15 protein-coding genes are annotated in these 18940 nt (G+C 43.1%); 6 read left to right on the top strand and 9 right to left on the bottom strand.

Annotated features, from left to right (window positions below; all coding sequences use genetic code 11):
• Positions 1-10 precede the first annotated feature (10 nt).
• Together HUO09_RS11680 and HUO09_RS11675 are read right to left on the bottom strand one after the other, a co-directional pair.
• Complete coding sequence (locus HUO09_RS11680) at positions 11-1282, bottom strand: YeaH/YhbH family protein (protein WP_188234083.1); 1272 nt, start codon at positions 1280-1282, stop codon at positions 11-13.
• A gap of 122 nt (positions 1283-1404) precedes the next feature.
• On the bottom strand, positions 1405-3339 hold the full coding sequence (locus HUO09_RS11675; protein WP_167411068.1) for a PrkA family serine protein kinase: 1935 nt from the start codon (positions 3337-3339) through the stop codon (positions 1405-1407).
• 326 nt (positions 3340-3665) lie between these two features.
• On the opposite strand from HUO09_RS11675, the gene HUO09_RS11670 reads away from it, so the two are divergent.
• Complete coding sequence (locus tag HUO09_RS11670; RefSeq protein ID WP_167411082.1) at positions 3666-4418, top strand: MipA/OmpV family protein; 753 nt, start codon at positions 3666-3668, stop codon at positions 4416-4418.
• A gap of 85 nt (positions 4419-4503) precedes the next feature.
• On the opposite strand, the gene HUO09_RS11665 is transcribed toward HUO09_RS11670, so the two are convergent.
• The 3 genes from HUO09_RS11665 to pflA form a co-directional block, all read right to left on the bottom strand.
• Entirely contained in the window at positions 4504-5004 is a 501-nt protein-coding gene (locus HUO09_RS11665) for a YfbU family protein (protein WP_167411067.1), read from the bottom strand.
• A gap of 124 nt (positions 5005-5128) precedes the next feature.
• Entirely contained in the window at positions 5129-5794 is a 666-nt protein-coding gene (locus tag HUO09_RS11660) for an energy-coupling factor ABC transporter permease (RefSeq protein WP_188234082.1), read from the bottom strand.
• A gap of 115 nt (positions 5795-5909) precedes the next feature.
• Entirely contained in the window at positions 5910-6650 is a 741-nt protein-coding gene (gene pflA / locus HUO09_RS11655; RefSeq protein WP_167411081.1) for a pyruvate formate lyase 1-activating protein, read from the bottom strand.
• A 237-nt stretch (positions 6651-6887) separates the two neighbouring features.
• Here pflA and HUO09_RS11650 point away from each other — a divergent pair, with 237 nt between their 5' ends.
• Positions 6888-8768 carry a methyl-accepting chemotaxis protein gene (locus tag HUO09_RS11650; protein ID WP_167411065.1) on the top strand — a complete coding sequence of 627 codons (1881 nt, stop codon included), beginning with the start codon at positions 6888-6890 and terminating at the stop codon, positions 8766-8768.
• A gap of 23 nt (positions 8769-8791) precedes the next feature.
• Here the strand turns inward: HUO09_RS11650 and HUO09_RS11645 are convergent, their stop codons facing one another.
• The 3 genes from HUO09_RS11645 to HUO09_RS11635 all read right to left on the bottom strand — a co-directional run bounded on the left by HUO09_RS11645 (position 8792) and on the right by HUO09_RS11635 (position 14114).
• Entirely contained in the window at positions 8792-9778 is a 987-nt protein-coding gene (locus HUO09_RS11645; RefSeq protein ID WP_167411064.1) for a lipid A deacylase LpxR family protein, read from the bottom strand.
• 187 nt (positions 9779-9965) lie between these two features.
• Complete coding sequence (gene pflB / locus HUO09_RS11640) at positions 9966-12245, bottom strand: formate C-acetyltransferase (protein ID WP_188234081.1); 2280 nt, start codon at positions 12243-12245, stop codon at positions 9966-9968.
• 321 nt (positions 12246-12566) lie between these two features.
• Positions 12567-14114 carry a DUF3360 family protein gene (locus tag HUO09_RS11635; RefSeq protein ID WP_167411062.1) on the bottom strand — a complete coding sequence of 516 codons (1548 nt, stop codon included), beginning with the start codon at positions 14112-14114 and terminating at the stop codon, positions 12567-12569.
• 610 nt (positions 14115-14724) lie between these two features.
• Here HUO09_RS11635 and HUO09_RS11630 point away from each other — a divergent pair.
• The 4 genes from HUO09_RS11630 to HUO09_RS11615 all read left to right on the top strand — a co-directional run bounded on the left by HUO09_RS11630 (position 14725) and on the right by HUO09_RS11615 (position 17892).
• Positions 14725-15495, top strand: a complete 771-nt coding sequence (locus HUO09_RS11630; RefSeq protein WP_167411061.1) for an ABC transporter ATP-binding protein — start codon at positions 14725-14727, stop codon at positions 15493-15495.
• Between the two features lie 83 nt (positions 15496-15578).
• On the top strand, positions 15579-16355 hold the full coding sequence (locus tag HUO09_RS11625; protein ID WP_167411060.1) for an ABC transporter substrate-binding protein: 777 nt from the start codon (positions 15579-15581) through the stop codon (positions 16353-16355).
• A gap of 125 nt (positions 16356-16480) precedes the next feature.
• Positions 16481-17212, top strand: coding sequence for an ABC transporter permease (locus HUO09_RS11620; protein WP_167411059.1), 732 nt, complete (start codon positions 16481-16483; stop codon positions 17210-17212).
• 2 nt (positions 17213-17214) lie between these two features.
• Positions 17215-17892 carry an ABC transporter permease gene (locus HUO09_RS11615; RefSeq protein WP_167411058.1) on the top strand — a complete coding sequence of 226 codons (678 nt, stop codon included), beginning with the start codon at positions 17215-17217 and terminating at the stop codon, positions 17890-17892.
• A 96-nt stretch (positions 17893-17988) separates the two neighbouring features.
• Here the strand turns inward: HUO09_RS11615 and xthA are convergent, their stop codons facing one another.
• On the bottom strand, positions 17989-18795 hold the full coding sequence (gene xthA / locus HUO09_RS11610; protein ID WP_188234080.1) for an exodeoxyribonuclease III: 807 nt from the start codon (positions 18793-18795) through the stop codon (positions 17989-17991).
• Positions 18796-18940: the final 145 nt, after the last annotated feature.

Below are 18940 nucleotides of genomic sequence, written 5' to 3'. Positions count from 1 at the left end.
CGCGCTCCCCCTATGCGGTTTCCTTCTGGAATAGTTCCCTAAAGACAGGGAAGATATCCTCTACACTGCGAATGTTCTTCATAGCAAAATTGCCAAAGGCTGGTTGCAGTTTTTCATACTCGTGCCATAAGGTTTGATGTGAGCGACGAGTAATCTCGATATAGGCATAGTATTGGCAAGCAGGTAACAGTTTTTCTGTGAGAAGTTCCTTACAGCGAGGGGAATCGTCTGCCCAGTTGTCACCATCAGATGCTTGAGCTCCGTAAATGTTCCATTCTCCTAATGGATAACGCTCTTTAACGATTTCATCCATTAGCTTCAACGCGCTAGAAACAATGGTACCGCCTGTTTCTTGAGAGTAGAAAAACTCTTGCTCATCGACTTCTTTCGCTTGTGTATGGTGGCGGATGAAAACCACTTCGACATTTTTGTATGTGCGCGTTAGGAACAGATAGAGCAAGACATAAAAACGTTTTGCGATGTCTTTCGTTGCTTGGTCCATAGAACCGGATACGTCCATCAAACAGAACATAACGGCCTGGCTGGATGGAATAGGGCGCTTTTCATAATTTTTGAAACGTAAATCGAAGGTATCAATAAAAGGTACACTTTCAATTTTGGCGCGCAGCTCTTCAATCTCCTTTTTAATGCGCTTTTCTTCCAGAAGCTGAGCTGGTTCTGCGGCTTTAATCCGCTCTAACTCTTCTTCTAGTTCTTTCATTAAACGACGCTTATTGGCGGTCATCGCCGTGCGGCGTGCCAATGATTGTTGTAAAGAGCGGACAATTGCAATGTTAGAAGCTGAACCCGCAGTCTGGTATCCAGCTCGATGGGTTTTCCACTCGGTGATCTTATTGATTTGGTTTTTTTCGAGATTGGGCAGTTCGAGGTCTTCAAACAGAATATCCAAATATTCGTCTTTGGAAATCTGGAATACAAATTCGTCCTCGCCTTCACCGTCTTGGCTGGCTTCACCTTCGCCTGATCCTCCGCCTTGACCGCCTCCGCGAGGACGCTCTATTTTGTCACCGCGTATGAACTGGTCATTGCCCGGGTGTACACGCTCACGCATACCTCCCTGACCTTGGTGAAATATCGGCTCTTTGATGTCTTTATTTGGGATAGAGACATCTTCGCCGGTTTCTGTGTTCGTGATTGAACGGCGGTTTACCGCATCGGAAACCGACTCTTTAATCTGTTCTTTATAACGGCGTAAAAAGCGTTGTCTGTTCACCGCGCTTTTGTTCTTACCGTTTAATCGTCTATCGATGAATTGCGGCATGAGTCTTCCCCCGTATACGTCACCTGAATAGCTCCCCCAACGAGGCATCCTGTCCTTGGATGCCTGCTGAGTTGAATTTCAGATATACCCTTTACAACAAGTTCTTTGGGTACAGACAGTGTTTAAGACGATTTACGTACGCGTAAATACCACTCAGACAACAGTCTCACTTGTTTTTCGGTATAACCTTTCTCCATCATACGAGCGACAAAGTTGTCGTGTTTTTTCTGATCTTCAGAAGAGGTTTTCGCATTAAAGGAGATAACAGGTAGTAGTTCCTCAGTATTCGAGAACATTTTCTTCTCGATAACGGTGCGCAATTTTTCGTAGCTGGTCCAAGCTGGGTTGTTACCATTATTATTCGCACGTGCACGTAATACGAAGTTGACGATTTCATTTCGGAAATCCTTCGGATTACTGATCCCAGCGGTTTTTTCGATTTTCTCCAATTCTCCGTTGAGTGAAGCTCTGTCAAACAGTTGCCCAGTTTCCGGATCTCGGTATTCCTGATCCTGAATCCAGAAATCCGCATAGGTGACGTAGCGGTCGAAAATGTTTTGACCGTACTCAGAGTAGGACTCCAAATATGCAGTTTGAATTTCTTTACCAATGAACTCGACATAACGCGGCACTAGGTAGCCTTTCACAAACTCTAAGTAACGGTCAGCCGTTTCTTGTGGGAACTGTTCACGTTCCACTTGCTGTTCAATCACATAGAAGAGATGTACTGGGTTTGCTGACACTTCACTGTGGTCGAAGTTGAATACACGAGAGAGAATTTTGAACGCGAAACGAGTGGAAAGCCCCGACATGCCTTCATCGACACCTGCGTAGTCGCGATACTCTTGGTAGCTTTTCGCTTTTGGATCGGTGTCTTTCAGTGTTTCACCATCGTAAACTCGCATTTTTGAAAATAGCGATGAGTTTTCAGGAATTTTCAAACGTGAAAGTACGCTGAATTGAGCAAGCAGATCGAGTGTACTTGGTGCACATGGTGCGTTGGAAAGCTCACTGTGATCAAGCAGTTTTTGGTAGATTTTGACTTCTTCGGAAACTCGCAAACAGTAAGGAACTTTGACGATGTAAACACGGTCTAGAAATGCCTCATTGTTTTTGTTATTGCGGAAAGCCTGCCATTCAGATTCGTTTGAGTGGGCGAGTATCATTCCGTCAAACGGCAAGGCTGAAAGACCTTCAGTACCGTTGTAGTTCCCTTCTTGTGTCGCGGTTAGTAGAGGGTGGAGCACCTTGATTGGCGCTTTAAACATCTCTACGAATTCCATTAAACCTTGGTTTGCACGGCATAATGCCCCTGAGTAGCTGTAAGCATCAGGATCATCTTGAGAGAAATGTTCTAACTGACGAATATCGACTTTACCTACCAGTGAAGAAATATCTTGGTTGTTTTCATCACCCGGTTCGGTTTTCGCTATCGCGACTTGATCCAAGATGGAAGGGCGCACTTTCACCACTTTAAACTTGGTAATATCACCGCCAAACTCATGTAATCGCTTGGCTGCCCAAGGTGACATGATGGATTTGATGTAGCGTTTTTCTATACCGTATTCTTGTTTGAGAAGTTCTCCGTCTTCGTTGACGTCGAACAAGCAAAACGGGTGATCATTTACAGGGCTGCGTTTGCCATTTGCTGAAAGGACATAGATAGGCATTTGTTGCATCAGTGCTTTGAGTTTTTCAGCAAGAGAAGACTTACCACCACCCACAGGGCCTAGTAAGTAAAGAATTTGTTTACGTTCTTCTAAACCTTGAGCGGCATGCTTTAAGTACGAAACGATTTGCTCTATCGCTTCTTCCATGCCGTAGAAGTCTTGAAAAGTCTTGTATCTGGAGATAACTCGGTTTGAAAAAATACGGCTTAGTCGAGGGTCCTTTGAAGTATCTATCATCTCGGGTTCACCGATGGCGAGCAACAGGCGTTCGGCTGCATTTGCGTATGCGCTTTTGTCTTCCTTACATAGATTCAAGAACTCTTGAATTGTTAGCTCTTCATCCTTGGCTGCTTCATAGCGTGCCTGAAAGTGGTCAAAAATACTCATAATAAGTCCCCTCTAATAATGTCACACAGACATCCAACCGCTTTAAAACATAAGTACCTAACAAATTAAGACTAGTTTGCTATTCACGATTTTGCTTAGAGATTATGCATTTATTTCAAATTAGTGATGATAAAAAGAAATTTCGAAATTGATATTTGCAGAAGAAATATTTTGTGCTTGTTACGTCGAAAGTGGTTCATGAATGAGACCCTAAGACAGTTTTAAAGGCTATAAATCACAATAGTTCTCATGTTTATTGTCAATGTGTGCATAGGTTCGTATGATGTCGTTCAATGGATTGCATACCTATGGACATAACTATCACTATGAATAAGTTCTATTTTTCTGCGTTTGTTGCTTCCTCTTTAACAATGGCACTCCCTGTTCAAGCGCAGCCTGATCAATGGTCGTTAGGCGTCGCAGCCGCGTATTCACCGGCGGTTTATAAGGAAACCCCGTCGAATCAAACGGTTATTCCTGTTATCGGTTATGAAGGCGAACACCTGTTTCTACGTGGCTTCAATGCAGGTTATCGAGTCCTTCCGATGAGTTCTCCGCAAAACTTTGTTTTCAGATTGATCTATGATCCGAGAACACTCAAACCGGGAGATTCAGACAACGCACAAATTCAAATGTTGGATAAGCGTTCTTCAACAATTTTAGGCGGTGTCAGTTATCAGTTGAGGACTCCTGTAGGTATGCTTGAAACCTCTGCTGCGACAGACATTGGCGATACGCATAATGGTTTGTATGCGGAAATGGCGTTGCGTTTCCCGTTACGTTTTGGTCATTGGGGAGTGACACCGGGTATTGGTTATTCATACAACTCAGATAAGTTAAATAACCATCTCTATGGTGTTTCTCGTGAAGAAGCGGCACGTAGTGGATTGCCAGAATTTGAAGCGAAGTGGGATGGTCAGTACTTTATCGGCGCGTCAGCTTACTGGAATGTTATTGATACAGTTAGAGTGACTGGAAACGTTCGTTATACGAATTTAGAAGGCGATATAGAAAAAAGTCCAATCATAGAAAGTGGTATTAGTACTACCGTCTCTTTTGGTATTGCTTACCTTTTCTAAGCACGAATTTTAGATATAAGTAAGGCGGACAGTGTCCGCCTTATTGCATTTTTAACTAGTGTTTTTAATGGTGGTTAGCTTTTTGCTATGCGTTAAAGATCTGACGCAATTCATTCGCAGATAAATGGTACTGACGCGGGCAATGGCGCCATGTCGCGAGCATACGACGGTATTTCTCAGCCATTGGCATTTGACTGTTGAAGTGGTGGTCACCTTTGTCAAACTGAGGGTAAAGACCTTCAGAATCGACTAAGAAGCGCACGTAGTTAACCAACTGACTTTCTGTTGCAATGTCATAGCCTAAGAAATTCAAACGACGTACATCAACGTCTTTTCTGGCTTCTTCACTGAGCATTTTGTGTGACTCTTGCATCGCATGATACATCTCCATAATGTCGATAACTTCGCGACACTGTGCATCATTCAAACAGCCGAACTCTTTATTCAATTCACACATTTGAAGTTCATAACCGCGTTCAACAATGGTTTGCATACGCTTGTATTTTGCCGAGTTTGAAGGGTCAAGCTGAGACATTAAGAAGTATTGATTTGAAAGAATAAGACGTTGAGCGTTAGTCATTTCCATAGCTGGCCTCACTAAAAATTGATTATTTTTTTGCTGAGGTTAGGTTAACAGTAATGCATTAATCTGAAACATGATCTCAACACTGTTTTAATAGAGATAGTACATAAAATATGCAGAGGTGTGACTATTTTTTGTGATGGTGATTGTAGATATAGTCTCGATCAGAGAACACGCGCAGCCATTCTGGCTTAAAAACGGAAAGTATCGCCAGAGCCATGCCGTTAAGAAGCCCTTCAGGGAAGGCGAGCAGAGGCACGAAGATCAGATAGTTATCTAATATGGTTTTCCAGTCGTGAGTTCCCAAATTGAGTTGATAACCCGCATTGATGGCAAGGTGAAGACTTCCTGTTAAACCGCCGTTGAAAAATCCTGCGACAAAAATGAATACAAAAATGTTGCGTGGCAGATAGTGGTAGCTTAACGAGAATACGGCATAAGAGATCAGAATTGGAACCAGACTGGAGAGTAATAAAAACTCAGGCAGAGCAAACAGCGTTAATTTCCCCACGATGACCAGAGCAAAACTTACTGGAATGGTAAGCATGAAAGCGCTTCGCCAGCCAAACATCATGGTCAGTGTTGTGAGTGCCAAGAAATGTATTTGAAGGCCTTCTTTTACGCTGGCTTGGGCTGACCAAAGTAAAACAAGGGCAAACATCACAGCATAAGTCAGGTGCTGAAAGGATTTTTCAGTTTTAAACTTTGGCAGGAAAGCGTGTTGTACATCTTTGAGCGAGACGATGAAAAAGATAACCACGATAGCCAGTGCGACCAGTTCTTGTAACTGCAAAATAATCCCTCAGTGTTAAGTTCATCCTTTAATGCATTTCATAGTGTGTGGAACGGATACTAAAATGCCAACCTATTAAGGTTGGCATTTTTCACGAATAGTGACTGAGTTTGAATCAGTATTTTACGTTTGAGTGATATTGCTCAAGAATAGAGACAATTCTATCCATAGTTTCCTTACTTGGAGGTTCAACACCTTCCAGTGGGTATTCTTCGCCCATCGCTTCCCATTTATGAGCACCAAGTTTGTGATAGGGAAGTAGCTCAATCTTCTCAATGTTGTCCATATCTTTTATGAACTCACCAAGTTTATGCGCGGATTCATCGTCATCGGTATATCCGGGAACAATCACGTAGCGCAACCAGGTAGGTTGGTTAATCTTGTGCAGGTAATGAGCAAAATCGAGAGTACGTCTGTTGGATACTCCCACTAAATCTTGGTGGATGTCGTCGTTGATCTGTTTGATATCGAGCATCACAAGATCAGAGACTTCAAGAACTTCATCGATCACAGGCGTAAATTTACGAATGTAACCGTTGGTGTCGAGACAAGTGTGTATGCCTTCTGCTTTCGCCGCTCGGAAGAAGTCTCGCACAAATTCTGGCTGAAGCATGGCTTCACCACCAGAACACGTAACACCTCCGCCAGAGGCATTCATAAAGTGACGGTAAGACTTAGCTTCGTTGATGATCTCTTCAACAGTAACTACCTTGCCTTCGTGCGTGTCCCAAGTGTCACGGTTGTGACAATATTTACAACGGAATAAGCAACCCTGAAGAAAAACGATGAAGCGAATTCCTGGGCCATCAACCGTACCGCAAGATTCGAATGAGTGAATTCGACCAGAAGTAGACATGTGCTGCTCTCGATTGTGTAATTTAGTCGTCATTTTATTACAAATAGTGTGGATTAAATAGGTTTTCCTTATTCCATTCTGAGTTGTAACAAATAGTTTAAAAAAAAATCGAAATTGCTGAAGATGGGTGTTATAAAAAAGATATTAGTGACAAATATGTAATTGAAACATTATGTCACTTTTGGCCCGTAGTATCTTGAAGTCTAAAGTCACAGGATGGTGACAAGGAAGATTAGCATGGATGTACTGAAATTATCTCAGAAGCAAAAAATCACACTTTTTATAATTGTTTTATGTATTGGCTTCGTTAGCCTTGGTCTTTACACCGCAATGAGCCTGTCTGGTATGGGTTCAAAATATGAGCAAAGTTCAGACATTACGTCTGGGGCGCTAGCCCTGCACTCAACCCAAGCAAACCTTCTTGCTTTGGCCTCCGAAAAAGAAAGTCTTACTGCAGATCAGGTATCTCAAGCGCAGGATAAGTTAAGCAGTTTGATGGAACATGTACAGGCAGATATCACTTTTCTACAGCAGTTGAATTTCAGTGAAGAATCTCAGCAGTTGCTACAAGTCACTTCACAGTTTGAACAGTCGCTCTTGCCTTGGATGGAGCTTAAGTCGGAATTGGGCTTCAATGTTGAAGAAGGCAAGTTGGGTGAGTTAAAAAATTTGGCAACAACCATAGAAGCGAAAATTGCTGAAACGGGTATGGTGACTATCAACTCCGACTTCCAAGCTGTTGTCAAAGCTCAACAAAACTATCTGCTTCAGCCAAGCGAACAGAACCTAAAGCTGTTTAATCGTGCAATGGCGGGCTTTATCAATATGTCGAAAAGTTACTCAATGCTTTCTCTTTATGAAAAAGAAGTGGCGCAATTTAAAGAAACTTTTCTGCGTGTCAGTGAGCTTTCGCAGTTGGTTAACGAGCAGCAAACGCAATTGATTGCCAGTGAATCTCAAGCGAAAAGTTTAATTGAAAGTTTATCTAAACAGATTGAGAGCCTTAGTGAAACGTATCAGCAACAAGCGGAAAAAGCTGGAGTTCAAACTCAATGGTCTGTGCTGGTGGCTTGTGCGGTTTTAGCGGTGATTACCATTTCTATTTTTGTCATGCTAAGTATCTCTTTGACTCGTTCACTGTCACAAACTAAGGCGGTAATGGAGCGCCTATCACAAGGTGATTTGTCACAACGAATGCCGATATCGAATAACCCTAACGATGAATTTAACCAATTGGCGGTGGCAATTAACCAAAGTTGTAAACATCTTGGTGAGTTGGTGAAAGCCGTACAGCAAAGAAGTGAAGCTTTATCGGGAGATGCGGCACAACTTAATTCCGGTATTGATGATCTCGTGAATGGGCAATCTGATGTACTGGGGCAAACTCAGCTATTGGCTTCAGCCACTGAAGAGGTCAGTGTTACGACTCATGAAGTGTCTAATTCTCTGGCGTTTGTTGCGGATGTCAGCAAGTCATCGACAGAAGCGGCGGAAAATGGCGCGAAAGTCATTGCTGCGGCCATTGGCTCATTAGAGGACGTTGGTAAAATTCTCGGTTCCGCAACGACCAATATTCAGCAACTGGAAGAGGCTTCAACCAAAGTTGACTCAGTGATGGACATCATCAACAGCATTGCTGAGCAAACTAACTTGCTAGCGCTAAATGCCGCTATAGAAGCGGCACGAGCAGGAGAACAAGGACGCGGTTTTGCGGTTGTGGCAGATGAAGTTCGAAACTTGGCTGTTCGTACCGTGAATGCGGTGGCGGAAATCTCCGGCACTATCGAGACGATGAAGAAAGAGAGTGCGGAAGTTATTCAGAAATTTGGTCAATCTGAGCAAACCATGCAGGTTGGTCAAGAGCGAGGTCACGAAGCGATGGAAGCACTGGCTCAGATCACCAATAAAGCGGGTGAGGCGGCGCACCAGACGGAAATTACCGTCAGTTCTATCAAAGAATTGGCGACGACGAGTCAGTCAATGGCTGACAATATGACCCAAATTTCAGTGGCAATGAAGGAACTGGAAGACAACAACGAGCAGTTGCGTTCAATCAGCCGTGTCGTTGACCAACGTTCTTCAGAGCTAAATTCGGATTGTCAACGCTTTAGTATTTAAGCAACAGTTTCCCATCATCGCGCCTAGAAAAACGCGTAGAAAGAAACGCCGCCAGTACCGTGCAGGGATTTCTTATCTTGTTTGTACTCAGAGGTATTGGCGGTCGTTGTAAAAGTAAAACCGAAGTGGCGACTGTACCATGCTGCGCCAGCAACTGCTGTTGCCTGCCAAGGTTCTAGAGTCACTTCGTAATAGCTTGCCGGATGATCCAGACCTTCTAATGGTCTGTTCCCTTCGATTGTAATGTCGTTAAAACGATAGCGTCCTTCAATACCGCCAAATACAAACCAACCGTAATCAGATGCGCCAATCATTCCCGCCTTAAATGGGTTTTCTACCGAAATCTGTGCACTACCAAAGTTACCCGCCAGATCTTGTCCCCAACGAACCATAAACCCAGTAGCGGCATCGCTGCGGTAGTTACCGACGTTTACTTCTGAAATGTTGGAGATTTCAAAATCGGTGCTCATGGTAAAACGACGGCGAATTAAATTGAAATGAGACAGATAGCCAACACTACCCACGACTTTGTCTTCAACCTGATATGCCCAACCATTCGGGTCATCAGATTTTGTAATGGCATGCACAATACGTTGCGCCTCTTCAGATAGTGAACTTTCACCTGTGGTGCCGATTAGAAGATTGAAACGTTGGGCTTGCTGTGGGTGCAAACTGATGTAGCTAAACTCGCCATGCAACAAACCTGCATAAGGACGTTCGTTAGGCTGCGGGGTATCAAGCGTAATGTCTGAGGGTGTCCACATTTTGTGACCAACACTGATTTCCCATTTATCTAAACTGGCTGCGCCCCAAGCGGAAAGACTAAGTGGCTTCGTCCACCAACTTGGACGAACAGCACTTGACGTGTAAGAGAGGAAAAGGCCACTGGTGTAGTCTTGGTCTATCCCGTAAATACCATCGTTATCAACGTTGAGAGTTACAGTCGATGTTTGAGCAGCAAGAGCGGAAAAACTGCATGTTAATAAAAGGAAAATTCGGGATATGGACATTTAATACAACTCGAATACAACAGAGCCGTGAGTTTAACTGATTGAAAAGACTAAGACGAGTAGTGATAAAAGGAGGATTTAAGTATTTGAGTCGCGTTACGCATTGTTAACGCTTTGATAAATATAGTGAATAAATAAAAAGCCCCCGCAAATGCGAGGGCTTGTAGCTCATTATTTAAGAGAAGTCTTACATTGACTCAGTAAATGTACGAGCGATAACGTCAGCTTGTTGTTCAGCAGTCAGAGAGTTGAAACGAACAGCATAACCAGATACACGGATAGTTAGCTGAGGGTATTTCTCTGGGTGTTTAACAGCGTCAAGTAGAGTGTCGCGGTTAAGCACGTTAACGTTTAGGTGTTGACCACCTTCTAGTTTGCCAGCTTCGTGGTGGAAGTAACCATCCATTAGACCAGCAAGGTTAGCACGTTGGCTTGCTTCTTCTTTACCTAACGCGTTTGGTACGATAGAGAAGGTGTAAGAGATACCATCTTGAGCGTCAGCAAACGGTAGTTTCGCTACTGAAGTCAATGATGCAACTGCACCTTTCTCGTCACGACCGTGCATTGGGTTTGCACCTGGAGCAAATGGAGTACCAGCACGACGACCATCTGGAGTGTTACCAGTCTTCTTACCGTACACAACGTTTGAAGTGATAGTAAGAATTGACTGAGTAGGAATTGCATCACGGTAAGTCTTAAGCTTACGGATCTTGTTCATAAATACAGAAACAAGCTCACAAGCGATGTCATCTACGCGAGGATCGTTGTTACCGAATTTAGGGTAATCGCCTTCGATTTCAAAATCGATTGCTAGTCCATCTTCGTCACGAACTGGTTTCACTTTCGCGTACTTGATTGCAGATAGTGAGTCAGCAGCAACAGATAGACCCGCGATACCACAAGCCATTGTACGTCTAACGTCACGGTCATGTAGAGCCATTAGAGACGCTTCGTAGCTGTACTTGTCGTGCATGTAGTGGATGCTGTTCAGTGCAGTTACATACTGCTTAGCTAGCCAATCCATGAAGTGGTCCATCTTGTCCCACAGTTCGTTGTAATCTAGGTATTCACCAGTGATTTTGTCCATTTTTGGACCAACTTGGATTTTCAGTTTCTCATCGATACCGCCGTTAATGGTGTAAAGCATCGTTTTAGCAAGGTTCGCACGAGCACCGAAGAACTGCATTTGTTTACCAACAACCATTGGTGATACACAACATGCAATTGCGTAATCGTCAGAGTTCATGTCTGGACGCATTAGGTCGTCGTTTTCGTACTGGATAGAAGAAGTATCGATAGATACTTTTGCACAGAAACGTTTGAAACCGTCTGGTAGCGCTTCAGACCAAAGAACAGTGATGTTTGGCTCTGGAGAAGGACCCATAGTGTATAGGCTGTTTAGGAAACGGAAGTTAGAACGCGTTACTAGCGTACGACCGTCAAGACCCATACCACCCATTGACTCTGTTGCCCAGATTGGGTCGCCAGAGAATAGCTCATCGTACTCAGGAGTACGTAGGAAACGAACCATACGTAGCTTCATTACGAAGTGGTCGATCATTTCTTGAGCTTGAGCTTCAGTGATTTTACCTGCAGCGATATCACGCTCAATGTATATGTCTAGGAATGTAGAAGTACGACCTAGAGACATAGCAGCACCGTTTTGAGACTTAACAGCAGCTAGGTAGCCGAAGTAAGTCCACTGGATAGCTTCTTGTGCTGTTTCAGCTGGACGACCGATATCACAACCGTATTTCGCAGCCATTTGCTTGATTTGACCAAGAGCGCGGTGTTGCTCAGCAATTTCTTCACGAAGTTGCATAGTCATGTGAAGGTCTTCGCCGTTCTCGAACTTCTCTTGTAGAGAAGTGAACTGAGCGTATTTGTCCTTCATTAGGAAGTCGATACCGTAAAGTGCAACACGGCGGTAGTCACCAATGATACGACCACGGCCGTATGCATCTGGAAGACCTGTTAGTACACCAGACTTACGACATGCAAGGATGTCAGGAGTGTAGATGTCGAAAACACCAGCGTTGTGTGTTTTGCGGTATTCTGTGTAGATTTTTTTAACTTGTGGATCAAGTTCACGATCGTAAGCTTTGCAAGAACCTTCAACCATACGGATACCACCGTTAGGGATGATTGCACGCTTAAGTGGAGCGTCAGTTTGAAGACCAACGATAGTTTCTAGATCTTTGTCGATGTAGCCTGCATCGTGAGCAGTGATGGTAGAGATAATAGAAGTGTCAAAATCTACAGGAGCGTGAGTAGAGTTCTCCTGTTTGATACCTTCCATTACTTTAGCCCAAAGCGCATTAGTCGCTTCAGTTCCTTCAGAAACTAGGAAAGATTCGTCACCCTCGTATGGAGTGTAGTTCTTTTGAATGAAATCACGAACGTTTACTTCATTTTGCCACTCACCTGCAGCAAAACCTTCCCAAGCTTTAGCAAATTGCTCTGCCATGACATACCTACCTTTTTAGTAGAAAAAACACGTACTGTTTCGCCGTTGAGCCAGCTATCTCTTTAGTTAAAGAGAGGCAGTACACTCTATTTAATAACAATATGTATAGTTCATAATCTCAGATTAATACTATAGATATTGTTACTTGTTCTTACAGTGAAATGTCCGTTTGATGAAATTACATTACACTAAAAAAAATTTGTAAAACTTAAACTAAATCAATAAAAGTTGAATAAAACAAAAAAAAGTTGAAAAAGATAATCAGATAATAAAAAGAGGGTAGCGCTTTGCGCTACCCGTTTAGTCTTTAATCTTTTTAACTTAAAGCCAAGCTTTTAGACCATATTGAGCTTCTAGCATACCAACTGCAAGCATAGCAACAAGACAGATAATAAACACGGTTACAGGGATAACAATTTTATCCATGAAAGACAAGCGTGCAGCACGTTCTTTGTCGCCGATTAGACCGTTGTTGTCTAGGAACATGGTTAGAGCCCAAGCTAATACAGGGTTGGCTACGATAGAAGCAAAGATACAGATACCAGCCGCTTGTGAGTCTTTAGTATCGCGAACCATTTGCATACCCGCTTCTAGTAGAGGTAGAGATACACCTACTAGTAGAGCAACACGCATTACTGGTGGCCATACTGCAACGTCCATTGGGAAACCAAGTACCGCAACTGTCATTACGATCAAGCCAAGCAGAATTGCACCTGCAGGAATTGGACGTTTAGCGATAGCTGCTGGGATCATGTACGTACCCCAAGATGAAGTGATGTTACCACCACCAACCGCTGTACCTACCATTTGACGGAATGAACACATAGTCATAGTGTCATCTACATCCATCAATACTTTTTCAGTTCCTTTAGGGTAGTTCATCTCTTGGAAAATACGGTGACCAAGGAAATCTGGAGACCACATTGCTACTGCAAGAATTGCGAATGGTAGAGATGCGATGAAGTGTTCTACGTTAGGAAGACCTAACATCCAGCCTTCTTCAGTACTGCCCCACCAGTAAACAGGGTTAAGGTTTGGAAGCCCCATTTCTGTTTCAAATTTAATGTCGAAACCGGCACCGAATAACAACGCGATAGCTAGACCAGTAAACGCACACACAGGGATTGCCAGCCAGCGTTTGTTGATCTTAGCTAGGTAAGCGTAGATAGCAACAGTTACACCAAGTACAACTAAGCCCACGTAACCCATACTTCCAGCGGCTACATCTGCCGATTGTAAACTCACAGCCCAAGATTGAATGGAGTTGATCTGACTGATCGTACCCGTTAAACCTAAGAAGATAAGTAAACCACCAGCGGTGCCTTCAGAAGTAAGGTTAACAAGCTTAGAGCCACCTTTGAAGAAGCTAAGCAGCAGACCAAAGACACCAATAAGCAGTGCTAACGCAAGAGGGTGGGCACCAGCTAGGGCGATAGTACCGATAAGTGGAATCATCGGACCGTGGTTACCTGCTAAGTTTGCTTTAGGGTTAAATACACCAGAAGCAAGCACACAGAATAAAAGGGCAGGAATCAACATTTCCACACGAGCGACTTCGATAGCGAATTCTTTCGTTAGATGAACGTGATCCCAAGCTTGTGTCAAACCTTCCGCCCAAGACATCATAACTGCGGAGTACATCGCGATGATGCCGATAGTACCAGCAAGAGCGGGAACGAAATCTTCAAGTTCGAAACGGAAATCGCGACCTGGCAAGTTTAAGCCAAAGCGACGAGGCTTCATAATTTGTAGTTCATGATCTAAGTAATCTGAACGGCTGTCGAACTCAGACGCTGGACGATGAAGCTCACTGTAGCTCTTAGTCTCGATATCTGAATCAGAATGCGCTTTATTCACTGCTTCTGACATAGATTCCTCATTGTATAAAGTTATTAATTCTGAAATGAATTCTGCTTAAGTGTCCGCAATAGCGAAAGTTTCGGCTGAATATGTAACACGTTTCTGTTGTGCTTTATAGCATAGCCAACGTAATAATAATGGGCATTAGAATCGCCTTATAATTGCTGGCGAGTTTAACGTGCTAACCCTTTATAGTGATTGATCTTGATCACTTTAGTTTGGGAAATGAAAGAAAACTACATCGTAGTAATGAAATCAGTCACATAGAGGATTTTTGAGTTGAAATTTATTTTCAAAGTGTGATGTTTATTACCCCTTTTTAGCTTGCCAAAACGTGAAAATATATATGTGGTGGTTATGTTTCAAAGTTTGCTATATGTCTTGCTTTTGGCATTTTTGTTAAATTAGCTTGGTTGTGTTAGACAGATGTAGAGTGTTTGAATATGCGACCTTTGAAGAAGAAATAGCCAATTTATGAATTAATACTCACATAAAATAATTAAATATTTCAATTTTGCAGGTTAATAATTTGTTGCATGTTATGGCGTCGAGTGATACTTTGTAGCGAAATTGAGCTGGAATGCTCTGCAGTGTCATAAAATACAGGGAGTTAAAGCGCATGAATGAAGTACCCGCGCTCGATATAAAACAACTGCACAAAACATTTGGCCAGAATGAAGTTCTGAAAGGTATCTCACTTCAAGCACATAAAGGGGATGTTATCTCTATTATTGGCTCGTCTGGTTCTGGCAAAAGTACCTTTCTGCGTTGCATTAATTTACTCGAAACACCTACAGATGGCGAAATATGGGTCAATGGCGAATTGATTCAAATGAAAAAAAACCGTCAAGGTATCTCTCTTCCTGCTAATGAGAAACAAGTGCAGCGTATCCGTTCACGCTTAGCGATGGTTTTTCAAGGATTCAACCTCTGGTCACACATGACAGTGCTGGAAAACGTGATTGAAGCACCTGTTCACGTTCTTGGTGTTCCTAAAGCTCAAGCGATTGAAAATGCAGAGCTGCTATTAAATAAAGTGGGTCTCTACGAGCGAAAAGATTACTATCCGGGACATCTATCCGGAGGTCAGCAACAACGTGCGGCAATTGCAAGAGCGCTCGCTGTTGAGCCTGAAGTATTACTATTTGATGAGCCTACGTCCGCGCTTGACCCCGAGTTGGTGGGAGAAGTGCTGGGAGTTATGCGTTCGTTAGCTGAAGAAGGGCGAACCATGTTAGTGGTGACTCATGAAATGGCTTTCGCGCGAGACGTTTCTAACCATATGTTGTTTTTGCATCAAGGATTGGTGGAAGAACAAGGCGATCCTAAAAAGCTGTTTAGTAATCCGGATTCAGAACGTCTCAAGCAGTTTATCTCTTCAATTTATTAAATTCTTTCAGCCTCTCGCTTCACTAAAGATAGGCTGATAAAACTAAAGTAAAAATAAAACACAACAATCACAGGAGTATGGAAATGAAAAAGTGGTTATTAGTTGCGGCGATAGCTGCTACAGCTGCGACCGGTGTTGCCCAAGCGAAAGAGTGGAAAACTGTACGCTTTGGTATTGAAGGCGCTTACCCTCCGTTTAGCTGGACAGAATCAGATGGTTCTCTGAAAGGTTTTGACGTTGATATGGCAAACGCGCTTTGTAAAGAGATGGCAGTTAAATGCCAAATTGTTGCCCAAGATTGGGATGGCATTATTCCTTCTCTACTTGCTCGTAAGTACGATGCGATCATCGCTGCGATGTCTATCACTGAAGAGCGTAAGAAGAAAGTCGATTTCACAAACAAATACGCTCTTATCCCAAACAAATTTATCGCTAAAAAAGGCGCGGGCTTAGACTTTTCTAAAGAAGGTCTTAAAGGCGTTAAGATTGGTGTCCAACGCGCAACAACTCACGATAAGTACCTAACGGATAACTACGGTGACTCTGTAGAGATCGTTCGTTACGGTTCGTTCGATGAGGCTTATCTTGATCTTGCAAATGGCCGTATTGTTTCTGTTCTAGGTGATGCGTCAGCACTAGAAGATGGCGTACTAAACAAACCAGGTGGCGAAGGCTACGAGTTCGTTGGTCCATCATTGACTGATCCTAAATGGTTTGGTGACGGTTTCGGTATTGCAACTCGTAAACAAGATAAAGACCTGACTGAAAAGTTGAATGGCGCTATCGCTTCACTTCGTGAAAAAGGCGTTTATCAACAAATCGCTGCTAAATACTTCAAGTACGACGTATACGGCGATTAATAAGCCTCAAATGTCTCTGTTGTGTTGAACAGCAGAGACGAAACAATATTAAAGGCATTCTTGGCTGTTGGTTCCTAGTTCGTAGCAGTACCCAGCAGCCAAGCTTTAAGGACTAGGAAGTTTTTATGCTGGATCTACATGGATATGAAGCCTCTATCGCAAAAGGGGCTGTACTCACCATTGAAGTTGCCATACTTTCACTTTTGTTAGCCGTTGTGCTTGGCATGTTAGGCGCACTGGCAAAATTGTCTCCTTATGCATGGGCTAAGGGAATCGCGACTCTCTACACCACCATCATTCGCGGCATTCCAGACCTTGTTCTGATGATGTTGATTTTCTTCGGTGGTCAAATCTTACTGAATAACAGTCTTTATTCGATCAATGAATCTCTAAATAACTGGCTTGGTACAGCCGATGAATGGGTACAGTATGTGCCTGATTATATCGATGTGAGCCCATTTATTGCTGGTGTATTGACGATTGGTTTTATCTTTGGTGCGTACATGGCGGAAACCTTTCGTGGTGCTATCATGGCGGTGGATAAAGGCGAAATGGAAGCAGCCAAAGCTTATGGTATGAGCGCAGTGCTGTCGTTCAGACGCATACTGCTACCGCAAATGATTCGACATGCGCTACCGGGATTTGGTAACAACTGGCTGGTATTACTTAAAACCACTGCATTGGTATCCATCATCGGCTTAGAAGATATGGTACGTATGAGTTCACTTGCTGCAGGCTCGACCAAGATGCCATTTACCTTCTACATGACGGTTGCGGTCATATTCCTTCTGTTCACCAGCATTTCGACTGGCCTGCTTAAGTTAGTTGAGCGTAAATTTAGTATTCATACGAGGTAGATATGGACTTTTCATTGATTATTGAAAGCCTTCCAATTTACTTTCAAGGCTTATGGACAACAGTATGGTTAGTATCTTTATCTCTGATCATTGGTATTTGTATCGCGATTCCTTTAGCTATCGCACGTAACAGTAAAAACTATGTACTGAATTTGCCTTCTTGGGGTTACATCTATTTCTTCCGTGGTACGCCATTACTGGTTCAGTTGTATTTGATTTACTACGGTATGGATCAGTTCTTCCCTGTTAAAGGAACACTTTGGGAAAATGCTTGGTTCTGTGCGTTGGTGGCGTTCATTCTCAATACTTCAGCTTACACTGCAGAGATTGTGCGTGGTGCAATTAATGGCTTACCAAAAGGTGAAGTTGAAGCGGCGAAAGCCTATGGTATGAGTGTATTCCAAACTTATCGCCGTATTATTCTGCCAAGTGCACTTCGTCGTGCGTTGCCTGCATACAGTAACGAAGTGATTTTTATGATTCATGGCAGCGCAGTGGCCGGTATCGTTACCATTATGGATTTAACGGGTGCTGCTCGCTTGGTCAACTCACGCTATTACGCTCCATTTGAATCATTCCTGACTGCTGGTTTGTTCTATATGAGCTTAACGTTCATTGTACTTTGGTGTTTTAAAGGCGCTGAAAAACGTTTCTTGCGCTATTTGCGCCCACTTAGCTAACGATTAAGACAAGTCTATCCGTGGATTAAGCATGAAATAAACAAAGCCCCAGAATCGGGGCTTTGTCATAATTGGGCTGATATGGAATCGGGACAACTACTTGAACACCGACCAGATAGGGGCGTGATCAGAAGGTTTGTCGATACCGCGAAGTTCATAGTCGATATCCGCCTCGACGCATTTTTGAGCTAGAGACGGCGTAGCTAATATGACATCAATACGCAGACCGCGGTTGTCGTCAAAGCCACGAGAACGATAATCAAACCACGAGAACTTATCTTCAACGCTAGGGTGAAGTTTGCGGAAGGTATCTTCAAAGCCCCAATCAGTGAGTGTTTTTAGCCACTCACGTTCTTCTGGTTGGAATGAACATTTACCTGTTTTTAGCCAACGCTTGCGGTTTACTTCGCCAATGCCGATATCTGAATCGATAGGGCTGATGTTGATGTCGCCCATAACAATCAGTTGTTCTTCATTACTGTGGTGTTCAGTTAAATACGTCATTAAATCTTTATAAAACTGGCGTTTGTAAGGGTACTTAACTTCATGTGTAATGTTGTCGCCTTGTGGGAAGTAGCCGTTAAGAACAGTAACCTTTTCGCCGTTATCATCCAAGAATGTCGCCATGATCATACGTTTTTGATGATCTTCGTTGTCGGTAGGAAAGCCTTTCTTAACTTCAATCGGTTCTTTCTTGCACAGCATGGCTACGCCGTAGTGTGCCTTTTGGCCGTGAAAATAGACGTGGTAGCCCATGGCTTCGACATCTTCAATAGGAAAGGCTTCATCATGAACTTTGATTTCTTGTAAGCCGATAACATCAGGCTGATGTTTATCAATCAGTGCTTTGAGTTGGTGAAGCCTTGCTCGTAACCCATTGATGTTAAAGCTGATAACTTTCATTGGTTAGTCCTTGAATTTTATGTTTATTAAGTCGTTACCAATTGAATTGATTACATAAACAGGTAACAACGAACGAGATTGATGTTACCACTTAGCTCGAACAGAACAAACTGAAGAACTCGCTCAAACTGATTGTGTCCGAAAA

The organism is Vibrio sp. Y2-5, assembly GCF_014596725.1.
In the GTDB taxonomy this organism is placed as follows: domain Bacteria; phylum Pseudomonadota; class Gammaproteobacteria; order Enterobacterales; family Vibrionaceae; genus Vibrio.
The sequence above is the reverse complement of the archived record's forward strand: the minus strand, read 5'-3'. Positions and strand labels throughout refer to the sequence as shown.